Source organism: Aeromicrobium sp. Sec7.5, assembly GCF_036867135.1.
Lineage (GTDB): Bacteria > Actinomycetota > Actinomycetes > Propionibacteriales > Nocardioidaceae > Aeromicrobium.
This window is the reverse complement of the sequence record NZ_JBAJIJ010000001.1, coordinates 2578989-2591370: the sequence shown is the minus strand read 5'-3', so window position 1 is coordinate 2591370 and position 12382 is coordinate 2578989. Positions and strand designations below refer to the sequence as shown.

At 71.0% G+C, this 12382-nt stretch carries 13 protein-coding genes; 10 read left to right on the top strand and 3 right to left on the bottom strand.

Annotated elements, in window-relative coordinates; all coding sequences use genetic code 11:
- Positions 1–16: 16 nt before the first annotated feature.
- On the bottom strand, positions 17–1096 hold the full coding sequence (locus tag V6S66_RS12985) for a mannose-1-phosphate guanylyltransferase (RefSeq protein WP_334207150.1): 1080 nt from the start codon (positions 1094–1096) through the stop codon (positions 17–19).
- Between the two features lie 87 nt (positions 1097–1183).
- On the opposite strand from V6S66_RS12985, the gene V6S66_RS12980 reads away from it, so the two are divergent.
- From V6S66_RS12980 to V6S66_RS12965, 4 genes are all read left to right on the top strand, one after another.
- Entirely contained in the window at positions 1184–2110 is a 927-nt protein-coding gene (locus V6S66_RS12980) for an asparaginase (RefSeq protein ID WP_334207149.1), read from the top strand.
- Positions 2111–2212: 102 nt separating this feature from the next.
- Positions 2213–2677, top strand: coding sequence for a helix-turn-helix domain-containing protein (locus V6S66_RS12975; RefSeq protein ID WP_334207148.1), 465 nt, complete (start codon positions 2213–2215; stop codon positions 2675–2677).
- Positions 2674–3228: a hypothetical protein gene (locus V6S66_RS12970; RefSeq protein ID WP_334207147.1), complete on the top strand. Its 555-nt coding sequence runs from the start codon at positions 2674–2676 to the stop codon at positions 3226–3228. Before V6S66_RS12975 ends, V6S66_RS12970 begins: the two co-directional genes overlap by 4 nt.
- A 78-nt stretch (positions 3229–3306) precedes the next feature.
- Entirely contained in the window at positions 3307–3588 is a 282-nt protein-coding gene (locus tag V6S66_RS12965; protein WP_334207146.1) for a DUF2516 family protein, read from the top strand.
- 34 nt (positions 3589–3622) lie between these two features.
- On the opposite strand, the gene V6S66_RS12960 is transcribed toward V6S66_RS12965, so the two are convergent.
- Positions 3623–3910: a hypothetical protein gene (locus V6S66_RS12960; protein WP_334207145.1), complete on the bottom strand. Its 288-nt coding sequence runs from the start codon at positions 3908–3910 to the stop codon at positions 3623–3625.
- A gap of 68 nt (positions 3911–3978) precedes the next feature.
- Between V6S66_RS12960 and V6S66_RS12955 the strand changes: the two genes are divergently transcribed.
- The 3 genes from V6S66_RS12955 (at position 3979) to V6S66_RS12945 (ending at position 6193) form a co-directional block, all read left to right on the top strand.
- A complete protein-coding gene (locus tag V6S66_RS12955) occupies positions 3979–4614 on the top strand; it encodes an alpha-ketoglutarate-dependent dioxygenase AlkB (protein ID WP_334207144.1) in 636 nt (211 codons plus the stop codon).
- 100 nt (positions 4615–4714) lie between these two features.
- Positions 4715–5446 carry a YqjF family protein gene (locus tag V6S66_RS12950; protein ID WP_334207143.1) on the top strand — a complete coding sequence of 244 codons (732 nt, stop codon included), beginning with the start codon at positions 4715–4717 and terminating at the stop codon, positions 5444–5446.
- A 69-nt stretch (positions 5447–5515) separates the two neighbouring features.
- Positions 5516–6193, top strand: a complete 678-nt coding sequence (locus V6S66_RS12945) for an endonuclease domain-containing protein (RefSeq protein WP_334207142.1) — start codon at positions 5516–5518, stop codon at positions 6191–6193.
- 91 nt (positions 6194–6284) lie between these two features.
- Here the strand turns inward: V6S66_RS12945 and typA are convergent, their stop codons facing one another.
- Entirely contained in the window at positions 6285–8165 is a 1881-nt protein-coding gene (gene typA / locus V6S66_RS12940) for a translational GTPase TypA (RefSeq protein WP_334207141.1), read from the bottom strand.
- Positions 8166–8351: 186 nt separating this feature from the next.
- Here typA and V6S66_RS12935 point away from each other — a divergent pair, with 186 nt between their 5' ends.
- The 3 genes from V6S66_RS12935 to V6S66_RS12925 all read left to right on the top strand — a co-directional run bounded on the left by V6S66_RS12935 (position 8352) and on the right by V6S66_RS12925 (position 12339).
- The gene (locus V6S66_RS12935; RefSeq protein ID WP_334207140.1) at positions 8352–8810 is read left to right on the top strand and encodes a MarR family winged helix-turn-helix transcriptional regulator; all 459 of its coding nucleotides are present in this window, start codon (positions 8352–8354) and stop codon (positions 8808–8810) included.
- Positions 8811–8814: 4 nt separating this feature from the next.
- The gene (locus tag V6S66_RS12930; RefSeq protein ID WP_334207139.1) at positions 8815–10401 is read left to right on the top strand and encodes a DHA2 family efflux MFS transporter permease subunit; all 1587 of its coding nucleotides are present in this window, start codon (positions 8815–8817) and stop codon (positions 10399–10401) included.
- 294 nt (positions 10402–10695) lie between these two features.
- Positions 10696–12339 (top strand): hypothetical protein, encoded by a 1644-nt coding sequence (locus tag V6S66_RS12925; RefSeq protein ID WP_334207138.1) that lies wholly within the window; start codon positions 10696–10698, stop codon positions 12337–12339.
- Positions 12340–12382: the final 43 nt, after the last annotated feature.

Genomic DNA, 12382 nt, shown 5'->3' with positions numbered 1-12382 from the left:
CCCGGGTGCAGCCGGGTCAGCGCAGGTCGGCCCGGCCGAGCTCCTGCAGCGCGGCCGAGACCTCCTTGACCCGTTGGCTGTGCTCGCGGGTCGTGACCAGCACCGCGTCGGCCGTGTGGGCGACCACGACGTCGGTGAGCCCGACGACGGCGACGGTGGTGCCCTCGGAGGAGATCACGAGGCCGTCGGCGTCGACGAAGATCGTGCCGTCGGTCGAGGTGGCACCGACGTCGGCGAGCGCCGCGAAGTCGCCGATGTCGTCCCAGCCGAAGGTGCCGGGCACGACCGCCATGCCGCCCTCGAGCGAGACCGGCTCGGCGATCGCGTGGTCGATCGCGATCTTGGTCAGCGTCGGCCAGATCCGGGCGAGGACCTCGTCGCGGTCGGGGGTGTTCCAGGACCGGGCGATCTCCCGGACCCCGTCGTGCAGCGTGGGCTGCAGCCGCGCGAGGTGGTCGAGCAGCACCGAGGCGCGCACGACGAACATTCCCGCGTTCCAGCTGAAGTCGCCACTGGCGACGTACCCGCGGGCGGTCTCGAGGTCGGGCTTCTCCACGAAGCGGCGGACGGCGTGGGCGGTGGGGGCTCCCGCGAGGTCGAGCGGGTCGCCGCCCTCGATGTAGCCGAACGCGGTCGAGGGGGAGGTCGGGGTGATGCCGATCGTCACGAGCAGTCCGGTGCGAGCCGCCTCGACGGCCTCGCCGACGGCCGCCGCGAAGACGGCCTCGTCCTCAACGACGTGATCGGCGGCGAACGAGCCGATGATCGCGTCGGGATCGCGCTCGGCGATGATCGCGGCGGCGACCGCGATCGCGGGCATCGAGTCGCGCGGCGACGGCTCGACGACCAGGTGGCCCAGGTCGGGCAGCTGCTCGCGCACCCCGCCGGTGTGGGAGATCCCCGTCACGACGTGGAGGCGCTCGGTGCCGACGAGCGGCTCGAGCCGGTCCCAGGTCTGCTGCAGGAGCGTGCGTCCGCTGCCCAGCAGGTCGAGCAGGAACTTGGGGCGGGACTGTCGCGAGAGTGGCCACAGGCGGGTCCCGGACCCGCCGGCGGGCACGATGGCGTGGAAGTCGTCCAAGGAGGGGCGCGTCACGCTCGTCAGCGTAGTGGCCGGGTGGCGCGGGGTCCCCGGTTCCGTGACGGGAGTCCCGCTCCCGCCGACGTCTCCTAGGCTGGCGCCGTGGACGTGCTGGTGGAGGTCGAGAGGTCGGGGCTCGTCGAGAGCCGTCATCGCGGCGTGCTGGTGCACGTCGACCCTGCTGGGGCGGTCGACTGGGCGATCGGCGACCCGGACACGGTCATCTTCCCGCGGTCCGCGAACAAGCCGATCCAGGCGCTGGCGATGCTCGAGGCCGGGCTTCCGCTCGAGGGCCGGGAGCTGGCGATCGCGACGTCGAGCCACCACGGCGAGGTCATGCACCTCGAGCTGGTGCGGTCGGTGCTCGCCCGTGCCGGGCTGGACGAGCCGGCGCTGCAGACGCCGGCCTCCTGGCCGGACTCGCCGCACGAGCACGCCCGGGTCATCCGCGCGGGGGGCGGCAAGGCGCCGATCTTGATGGACTGCTCCGGCAAGCACGCCGCGATGCTGCTCGTCTGCGTGCTGCGCGGGTGGTCGACCGGGGACTACCTGACGCCCGAGCACCCGCTCCAGCGCCAGGTCACCGAGACCTTCGCCCGCCTCACCGGCGGGTCCCCGGACGTCGTCGGGGTCGACGGGTGTGGCGCCCCGCTGCTCGCGACATCCGTCGCGCGCCTGGCCCGCGCCGTGGGGTCGATCGCCACCGGCAGCACGGACGCGTCGCGGCGCCTGGTCGCGGCGATCGCGGCGCACCCCACGCTCGTCAGCGGAACTCGCGCGCCCGAGCGCCACTTCGTCGAGCGGCTCCCGGGCGCGATCGCGAAGACCGGCGCGGAGAGCACGATGGTCGTCGGCTGGCCCGACGGGTCGGCCCTGGTCGGCAAGATCGAGGACGGTTCGGCGCGGGCACTGACGGTGGCGATGTCGCGCGCGGTCGAGGTCCTGGGTGGCCCGGTCGTGCTGCCGGAGCCCCGACCCGTGGTGCTCGGGGGCGGTCGCCCCGTCGGTCAGGTCAGGCCGGCGTTCTGACCGCGTCGACCCGACTGTCCAGTCCTCTGCGCCAGTTCCTGTGACCCAGGTCGCTGCCTATCCCGCTTGCGCTTGCTAACTATTGCAAGCATAGTGGGGGGCATGGCCAAGCTGACCGCGACGGAAGGCGTCACCGGCGCCGTGAAGGACACCGTCAAGGACACCGTGGGGGGACTCGGCGAGTACCTCCGCGAACAGCGACGCCAGGCCCAGCTCTCGCTGCGGCAGCTGGCCGAGGAGTCGGACGTCTCGAACCCGTACCTCAGCCAGATCGAGCGAGGACTGCGTCGTCCGTCGGCAGAGGTGTTGCAGCAGATCGCCAAGGCACTGCGCATCTCGGCCGAGTCGCTCTACGTGCGCGCCGGGATCCTCGACGCGGACCGGAGCGGCGCTCGGATGGTCGAGGACGCCATCGCCCTCGACGCGCGACTGACCGAGCGACAGAAGTCGACCCTGCTCGACATCTACCGCTCGTTCGTCGGAGCCGACGTCACCGCCGGTGACGAGCTGGCACTGGAGCTGTCCGAGCAGACCGAGAACACCAACGTCCAGGAGGACACCCCATGAGCATCACCGATTCCGTCAACGCCCGCATCAAGGCCATCGTCGAGGAGATCAAGTCCCTGACCGACGAGCTCGCCAAGATCGACGTCTCCGACCTGCAGGGCAAGGCCAAGACCTCCGCCGCCGGCGCGTACGCCGACCTGGCGAAGCGGGGCGAGGACTTCGTCGCCACGGCGCGCAGCCTCAAGCTCGACGACGTCCGCTCGGCCGTGAAGGTCTACACCGACATGGCCGAGGAGACCGTCTCCGAGACCGTCGCGAAGGTCACCAAGAAGGCCCCCGCCGCGAAGAAGGCTCCGGCCGCGTCCGCGAGCAAGGCGACGTCCACGGCCAAGAAGGCCCCCGCGGCGAAGAAGGCTCCGGCCGCGAAGAAGGCTCCCGCGGCGAAGAAGGCTCCCGCGGCGAAGAAGGCTCCGGCCGCGAAGAAGGCCCCGGCGGCCAAGAAGGCTCCGGCCGCGAAGAAGGCTCCCGCGGCCAAGAAGGCTCCGGCCGCGAAGAAGGCCCCCGCGGCGAAGAAGGCCCCGGCCGCGAAGACCGCCGCCTCGCAGTCCTGAGTCACCTGCGGCACCCGTGACGGGCCGGTACCTCCTCTCGGGGGGTGCCGGCCCGTCGTCGGTCGTTAGGGTGATCCCGTGCTCGAACTCGGATCCCTCCAGACGACGCTCGCGCTGGGCCTCACGATCGTGCTGTTCGTGGTGAAGGCCTTCGCGCTCGGCGACTGCTTCGCGCGCAACGGACGTGACTTCGACGGCGCCGGCACGCTCTCGAAGAATGCCTGGTTGCTGATCCTCGGCATTGCGATCGCGGCGCACCTGGTCTGGTGGTACCCGCTGTCGCTGCTGAACCTCGCCGGCACGGTCGCCGCGCTGGTGTACCTGGCGCAGGTGCGTGGGTCGTCGTCCTCGTCGTGGTGAGCCCGAGATCGGTGCCCCGCGTGGCCTGACGGGCTCAGATGGCGGGGCCGGGCTCCAGTCGCGCACCGGTGCGCGGAGGGTGCAACCAGCGCGTGGCCACCAGGAGGGCTGTCGCGACGTCGGCCTCGGAGGGGTCGAGCTCGCGGGTGCCGCCGGCCAGCGCCGTGAGCAGGCGTGCCGTCTGCCCGGGGTCGAGCTCGGCGTCGACCGTGCCGTCGTGGATCGCGGCCACGACGAGGTCGCGCAGACCCCCGAGATCCGTGGGGTCGGCGAGGATCGCGTGCTCGAAGGCGGCGATCAGAGCGTCCCAGGCCGGCGTCACGGGACCAGTCTAGGCGACACGTCGATCGCCTCTAGAACAGGCGTTCGATTCGGCGTTATGCTGGGTGCGTGTACTTCCAGGGCTCCCTGCTGGATCCCGACCCCGGCACGGGGTCGGGGGTCTCGCTCGCGTCCCTCGGCGCGTCGGTGCAGCGTCGCGAGCTCGCGCACGGGGCTTGGGTCGACGTGCGGCCTGGCTGGGTCCGCGGTGCGGATCCCCTGTTCCTGAAGCTGCAGACCGAGGTCCAGTGGAGGGCCGACCGGCGCGAGATGTACGACTCCGTCGTCGACGTGCCCCGGTTGCTCGCGGCCTTCGGTCCCCGCGACGCGTGGCCGCACCCGTCCCTCATGGCGATGCGCGAGGCGCTCGAGGCGCACTACGTCGACGAGCTCGCCGAGCCGTTCGTGTCGGCGGGCCTGTGCTACTACCGCGACGGCCGCGACAGCGTGGCGTGGCACGGCGACCGCATCGGCCGGGGTCGCAGCGAGGACACCATGGTCGCGATCGTCTCGCTCGGCTCCCCGCGCCGCCTGAGCCTGAGGCCGCGCGGCGGCGGCGACACGATCGGCTTCCTGCTCGGGCACGGCGATCTGCTCGTGATGGGCGGCAGCTGTCAGCGCACGTGGGACCACGCCGTGCTCAAGACCTCGAGACCCGTCGGACCACGCATCTCCGTGCAGCTGCGACCGCGCGGCGTCCTCTGACACGGTGCTCGTCCAGTGACACGGTGCTCGTCCGGCTGGGGTCGCGAGCGTCACACGCACTCGCCCGGCCGAGATCGCCTCGCGCGGCGAGGATGAGGGGGTGACCACCCTCGATCCGCGACCGCCGGCGCTGGCCGGTCCGAGGATCATGCGACAGACGTGGGCCGACCTGACGTACGTGCACTGGGCGGTCGACCCCGAGCGGGTCGCACCTTTGCTGCCGCCCGGGACGCGGCCCGACGCCCTGGACGGAGCGACCTACGTCGGCCTCATCCCGTTTGTCATGCGGCGGGCGGGCTTCGGGCGCGGCCCGGCCATCCCCTGGTTGGGCGACTTCCTCGAGACCAACGTGCGGCTCTACTCGGTCGACGAGCAGGGGCGCCACGGGGTCGTGTTCAGCTCCCTCGAGACCGACCGCCTGGCCGTGAGCCTCGGGGCCCGTCTCGCCTTCGCGACCCCCTACACCTGGGCCCGCATGTCGCTGCGGCGCCAGGGCGACGTGCTCGAGTACCGCTCGAGCCGCCGGTGGCCGACGCCGCGCGGGGCCGGTGGGCGGATCGTGGTGCGCCGGGGAGCCGTGATCAGTGAGCCGGACGACCTGTCGGTCTTCCTGAGCGCCCGGTTCGGTCTGCACACGCGCCACCTCGGACGCACGTGGTGGGTGCCGAACACGCATGCCCCCTGGGTCCTGCGCGAGGGCGAGCTGCTCGAGCTCGACGACACGCTCGTGGCCGCCGCTGGGCTTCCCGGCATCGTCGACTCCCCGCCTGTCTCGGTGCTCACGACCGATCCCGTGCACACGTCCTTCGGCCTGCCCCGCCTCGTCCCCTGACCCCGGGCGGTGAGCTAGCCGTCACCGCTGCGCAGGAGTGGTGAGGTTGCCGTCACTCGTCCGCCGAAGGTGACGGCAGGCTCACCGGTCAACGCTGGGCCGGCCTGGTCCACAGAGCTCGGCCGTCCACTGCACCGGACCAAGGCGCTGCCGCCCTGCACGCCGGACGGAGTTCGTCCCGCCGCCGCCTGGATCCAGACGTGTGCCGACGCCCCGCACCTCAAGTGCGTCGCACGCGGCGACGGGCTGCTCCATGGCGGGCACGCCACGGTCGCGGAGATCTCCGAGACGATCCAGCTTCACCTCTGGAGATCGGGGGCACTGCAGACGCGTCGTGTCGTCAGGGAACTGGACCCGCGGTCCGCCTCGCCCCAGGAGAGCCGCCTGCGTTCGTGGTGCCGCGCCGGTGGTCTGCCGCGGCCGCTGGTCAACGCCGCCATTGTCGAGAGAGGTCGCCAGATCGCGATCGTCGACCTGCTGTTCGAGGAGTACCGACTCGTCGTCGAGTACGAGGGTCGCCAGCACCACCGCGACTCGCGCCAGTTCGCCCGAGACGTGCAGCGCTACGCCGACCTCCGGGCCGCGGGCTACGAGTACGTCCAGGTCACGGCCGAGATGCTGCGCAACCCCAGGGCTGTCGTGCTCCTCATCCTCCAGCGCTTGCGCGACCGCGGGTACGCGGGCCCGGCACCGACCTTCGGCCTCCGGTGGCAGGCGCTCTCGCGTCCCATCTCCACCCAGCGGTGAGCCTGCCGTCACGCTCGAGACCGAGGTGACGGCAGGCTCACCGTCGTGCGACGGAGGTGACGGCTAGCTCACCGCCCGTGCGGGGCGGGGGTCAGCTGCGGCCGGAGCGACGCGCCTTGGCGGAGCGGGCGCGCTCGGACTGGTTGAGCACGACCTTGCGGATGCGCACGTGCGTGGGCGTCAGCTCGACGCACTCGTCCTCGCGGCAGAACTCCAGCGACTGCTCGAGCGACAGCTTCTTCGGCGGGATGACCTTCTCGAAGTTGTCCGAGGTCGCCGACCGGATGTTGGTCTGCGCCTTCTCCTTGGTGATGTTGACGTCCATGTCGTCGTCGCGCGAGTTCTCGCCGACGATCATGCCCTCGTACACCTCGGTGGCGGGGTCGACGAACAGGGTGCCGCGCTCCTGCAGGTTGGTCATCGCGAACGACGTGACGGCGCCGGCGCGGTCGGCGACGAGCGAGCCCGACGGTCGCGTCGAGATGTCGCCGGCCCACGGCTCGTAGCCCTCGAAGACGTGGTGGGCGATGCCCGTGCCGCGGGTGTCGGTGAGGAACTCGGTGCGGAAGCCGATCAGGCCACGGGCGGGCACGAGGAACTCCATCCGGACCCAGCCGGTGCCGTGGTTGACCATCTGCTCCATGCGGCCGCGGCGGACGGCGAGCAGCTGCGTGATCGTGCCGAGGTAGTCCTCGGGGCAGTCGATCGTCAGACGCTCGACGGGCTCGTGGATCTTGCCGTCGACCTCGCGCGTCACGACCTGCGGCTTGCCGACCGTGAGCTCGTAGCCCTCACGACGCATCTGCTCGACGAGGATGGCCAGGGCCAGCTCGCCACGGCCGTGGACCTCCCACGCGTCCGGTCGCTCGGTCGGGAGCACCTTGATCGAGACGTTGCCGATCAGCTCCGACTCGAGGCGGTCCTTCACGAGGCGCGCCGTGACCTTGGTGCCCTTCTCGCGACCCGCGAGCGGCGAGGTGTTCGTGCCGATCGTCATCGAGATGGCCGGCTCGTCGACATGGATGAGCGGCAGGGCGACGGGGTTGTCGGGGTCGGCCAGCGTCTCGCCGATCGTGATGGTCGACATGCCCGCGATGGCCACGATGTCGCCGGGGCCGGCCTTCTCGCCGGGCTTGCGCTCGAGCGCCTCGGTCACGAGGAGCTCGGTGATCTTGGTGCGCTCGATCGAGCCGTCGCGCTTGATCCACGCGACCTGCTGACCCTTCTTGAGCTCACCCTCCTTGACGCGGACGAGCGCCAGGCGACCGAGGAACGGCGAGGAGTCGAGGTTCGTGACGTGCGCCTGCAGCGGTGCGCCCTCGGTGTACTCCGGGGCCGGGACGGCGTCCATGATCGTCTGGAACAGCGGAATCAGGTTCTCGGAGTCGGGCAGGCCGCCGTCGTCGGGCTTGTTCGTCGAGGCGCGCCCGGCCTTGGCCGACGCGTACACGACGGGGAAGTCGAGGGCGTCGTCGCCGGCGTCCTCGGGCAACAGGTCGAGGAACAGCTCGTAGGTCTCGTCGACGACCTCCGCGATGCGCGAGTCGGGACGGTCGACCTTGTTGACGACGAGGATGACCGGCATCTTGGCCGCGAGGGCCTTGCGCAGGACGAAGCGGGTCTGGGGGAGCGGACCCTCGGAGGCGTCGACCAGCAGCACGACGGCGTCGACCATCGAGAGGCCGCGCTCGACCTCGCCACCGAAGTCGGCGTGACCGGGGGTGTCGATGATGTTGATCGTGACGCCGCCCTCCGGGGCGCCCGGGCCGTTGTAACGGACCGCGGTGTTCTTCGCGAGGATCGTGATGCCCTTCTCGCGCTCGAGGTCGCCGGAGTCCATCGCGCGCTCGGCGAGCTGGTGGTGCTCGTCGTAGTTGCCCTGCTGCTGGAGCATGGCGTCGACCAACGTGGTCTTGCCGTGGTCGACGTGGGCGACGATCGCGACGTTGCGCAGGTCATGGCGAATGGGCATGCAGAGATCCGAGTCTGGAGAAGGAGGCGGCGCGGAGCCGAGGTAGGGGCGCAGGTGCGCCTCGGCGATTCTACGGGCCGAGGGCGCCTTGCCTGAAATCGCGGGGCGCTCGGGAGTGGCGGTGCGAGGCATGTCACAGTCGCCTGCCGATCGGCAATGGTTGCCGATCGGTTAGTATCTCGAGTCGTGTCCACCTCGTCCGACGTGCTCTACGACCAGCTGCAGGACTTCCTGCAGCAGGTCATGGGCGTCATGCACTCGCGCACGAACGACGTCGCCGCCGAGCTCGACCTCACGATCAACCAGGCCAAGACCGTCTTCCTGCTGGCGTGCGCTCCCGAGGCGCTGCCCATCTCGGCGATCGCCGAGCAGGTCGGCATCTCGGTCGCGGCCGAGGGTCGGGTGATCGACCGGCTCGTGAAGCTGTCGGTCGTCGAGCGTCGCGAGAGCGAGTCCGACCGCCGCGTCAAGCTCGTCTCGCTGGCCCCGCGGGGCCTGGAGCTCGCCGATGCGCACGGGAAGCAGAAGGCCCAGGCGCTGCGTGACGTGGTCGACCAGATCCCCCCTGACCTGTGCGCCCGGCTGTCCGCGGCACTGGATCCGATCCTCGCAGGCGACCACCTGCGACCCACCAGGAAGAAGTGACTGCATGAGTGCCTCCACCGCACCCGCAGCGCCCGACAAGCTCGACGGGCCGGTGCTCAAGGTCGCCGGCGTCGTCGTGCTGGGCGCCATCATGTCGATCCTCGACATCACCGTCGTGAGCGTGGCCCTGCCGACCTTCGCGAACGTCTTCGATACGACGCTCGCGACGGTCGCGTGGACCATGACCGGCTACACGCTGGCCCTGGCCACCGTCATCCCCGCCACGGGGTGGGCCGCCGACCGCTTCGGCACCAAGCGCCTCTACATCGCGGCGCTGGTGCTCTTCACCGCTGGCTCGGTGCTGTGCGCCGCGGCCGACTCGATCGAGATGCTCATCGCGTTCCGGGTGCTGCAGGGTCTCGGCGGCGGCATGCTGATGCCGCTCGGCATGACGATCCTGACCCGCGCCGCGGGCCCGGAGCGCATCGGTCGCCTCATGGCCGTGCTCGGTGTCCCGATGCTGCTCGGTCCGATCAGCGGCCCGATCCTCGGCGGCTACCTCATCGACCAGTTCAGCTGGCATTGGATCTTCCTGATCAACCTGCCGATCGGCATCATCGCGATCATCGTGGCGATGCGGGTCCTGCCGAAGGACACCGCGACCAGCTCCGAGTCGTTCGACCTCATGGGCATGCTGCTGCTCTCGCCCGGCCTCGCGGCGTTCCTGTTCGGTGTCTCCTCGATCGCCGAGGGCGGCAACGGCGTGCACCTCGGCCCGCGCGTCTGGGTGTCGGTCACGATCGGCCTGCTGCTGATCACGGCGTTCGTGTTCCATGCGTTCCGCCCGGAGCACCCGCTGATCGACCTGCGCCTCTTCGCAAACCGCCGGCTCACGGTCGCGGTCGTCACGATGTTCGTCTTCATCGTGGCCTTCATGGGCGCCGGTCTGCTCTTCCCGAGCTACTTCCTGCAGGTGCGCGGGGAGACCACCCTCATGGCCGGTCTGCTGATCGCCCCGCAGGGACTCGGCGCGATGATCATGATGCCGGTCGCCGGATTCATGGCCGACAAGATCCCGGTCGGTCGCACGGTGCCGTTCTTCATGCTCCTGATCGCGGCCGGCTTCGTCCCGTTCACGATGCTGGGCGCCGAGACGTCCTACTGGCTCCTCGGCAGCGCGCTGTTCGTCATGGGCCTGGGCATGGGCGGCACGATGATGCCGATCATGACCTCGGCGCTCAAGACGCTGACCAACCACGAGGTGGCCCGGGGGTCGACGCTGGTCAACATCGTGCAGCAGGTCGGCAGCTCGGTCGGCGCCGCGGTGCTCTCGGTCATCCTGACCAACAGCATCCAGGCCTCGCCCACGATCCAGGGTGCCGTCGACGACAACGGTGAGCCGCTCACGGAGGCGGGGGTCGCGATCGCGACGCAGATGCAGCCAGGCCTGCTCGACCAGCTCGGTCTGCCCGGTGACGTGATCCAGCGGGGTCTGTCGTTCGCTGCCGATGCGTTCTCGTCGACCTTCATGGTCGCCCTGGCGCTCGTGCTCGTCGCGATCGTCCCGGCGCTGTTCCTGCCGCGCAAACGGGAGGAGTCGGCGATGCTGGACGCCGAGGACGCGGCCGCAGCGCCGATCATGCTGCACTGACTCCGCCCCGATCCGAGCACGCCCGCCGGGCCCCGACCATCTGCGGTCGGGGCCCGGCGGGCGTGGTGTGGGGCACCCGGACGGCGCAGGTCCGGCGGCGGATCCACGCCTGGACCACCAAAAGTGAGACGCGTCGCGAGGCCAATATCGGTGGTTTCGTAACGCAGAGGGGCCCGGCGCAGTTCTCCCTGTAGAACGTGCACCCTGCACCTTCGGCGAAATGGACGCGCGGAGCCCCACCCCCGGGGACTCGATCGACCGCCGCCTGGTCACCTGCGTGAGCCGGAGAATGCCATGAAGAGACTGTTGGTCGTGCTGTTGCTGTTGCTCGGGAGCGTGCTCCTGGGCTACCCGGCGAACGCCGCCGTCGGTGCCGAGGGCGAGGTTGAGCCGGCCACCGGTGAGTCCTTCGAGCTCGACACCTCGTCGTCGCCGGCCCCGGCCGAGGCCGACGACGCGGTCGTCGAGCTCGCCGAGACTCCAGAGACCACCGCGCCCGCCCCGTCCGTCGCGGAGGAGGCGCCCGCGGCCGCGTCGGAGCCGGCGACCGTGGTCGAGGACCAGGCAGCCGCGGCACCGTCCCCGGCGCCCGTCGCCCAGAAGGTGGCGGCCGAAGGTGGAGACGGCTTCGTCGTCGCTGCGGCGCCCCCGGAGAAGGTGTTCGTCTGCAAGTACGTCGGACAGCCGGGCGTGGACGAGCGGCTCAAGGCCGGCAAGCAGCCCATCAGCGTCAGCTCGGCCTCGACCGGCGGCGCGGCCGTCGGCAACTTCTTCGCGGACGGCCAGGACCGTTCCTACGTCGTGGCGATCGACGACGGCGGTCCGGCGCCGACCGCTGCCGCCTGTCCCTTGGCTGCGGTGGCCACGGTCGTCGCACCCGAGCCCCCCATCGTCAGCGCTCCCACGTGTGACGAGCCCGGCACGCTGACCCTCCCCATCACGACGGGTGTCACGTACACCGTCGATCCAGCGTTCACCGGTGCGCCCGGCACGTACACCGTGACGCCGACCGCCCTCGCGAACTTCGTCCTCGACCCCACGGTCGCCGTGCCGTTCGTCGTGACCGTGGATCCACAGCTCAGCGGCCCGGTCGCGTGTCCGGTCCCCCCGGATCCGGTCAAGAAGGTGTTCGTCTGCAAGTACGTCGGTCAGCCCGGCGTCGACGAGGTGCTGAAGGCGGGCAAGAACCCGATCGAGGTCAGCGTCAACGCCCTGCCCGGTTCGCCGGTCGACCCGCAGGTGGGCGACGTGTTCCAGGACGCGCAGGAGCGTTCCGTCGTGGTGGCCCTGTCCCCGGCCGACCCGGAGCCGACGGTCGATGACTGTCTAGCGCCGATCGTGCCGGACGCCGAGGTGATCGCGGAGCCGCCGACGGCGACGCCGGCCACGTGTGCCGTCGCCGGCACGCTGGTGCTTCCGACCACGGCCGGAGTGCTCTACTCCTCGAACCCGCTGGGAAGCGGACCGGGCGACTACGTCGTGACCGCGGTGGCCGAGGTGGGCTTCGACCTGGTTGGTCAGGCCTCTTTCCCGATCACGGTCCCCGCGCAGCTGACGGGCCCGGTCTGTGACGACCTCGGTTCCGGCGGCGGCACCCCTCCGGTGGTCGTCACGGTCGGCTCCGGCGGCGGTCTCCCGACGCCCCCCGTTGCCTCACCCGCGGCGGTCTCCGGGCTGCTCCCCAGCACGGGAGCCGGTCCGCTGTGGATGCTGCTCGTGGCCGGTCCCCTGACGGCGGCCGGCGTGCTGCTGCTCATGCGTCGCCGGCCGACGATGCACTGGACGGACTCCGGTGTGATCAGCTACTCGCTGGTCGGCCCCGGACCCCGTCCGATGGCGGGTGGAGCGGCCGCCCCGCAGCACCACGGATCGCCCGTCGGTCGCCTGCGCGACGCGGTGGCGTTCGCCGGGAAGCTGCTGCGAGGTGGCACCCGCTGATCCGCTGAGCACGCAGGAACGGAGGGGAGCCGCGGCTCCCCTC

Bases quoted from the DNA above. Each gene is read 5' to 3' on its own strand.
- V6S66_RS12975 (WP_334207148.1), top strand. From the start codon at position 2,213: ATGGCCAAGCTGACCGCGACGGAAGGCGTCACCGGCGCCGTGAAGGAC.
- V6S66_RS12970 (WP_334207147.1), top strand. From the start codon at position 2,674: ATGAGCATCACCGATTCCGTCAACGCCCGCATCAAGGCCATCGTCGAG.
- typA (WP_334207141.1), bottom strand. From the start codon at position 8,165: ATGCCCATTCGCCATGACCTGCGCAACGTCGCGATCGTCGCCCACGTC.
- V6S66_RS12930 (WP_334207139.1), top strand. From the start codon at position 8,815: ATGAGTGCCTCCACCGCACCCGCAGCGCCCGACAAGCTCGACGGGCCG.
- V6S66_RS12925 (WP_334207138.1), top strand. From the start codon at position 10,696: ATGAAGAGACTGTTGGTCGTGCTGTTGCTGTTGCTCGGGAGCGTGCTC.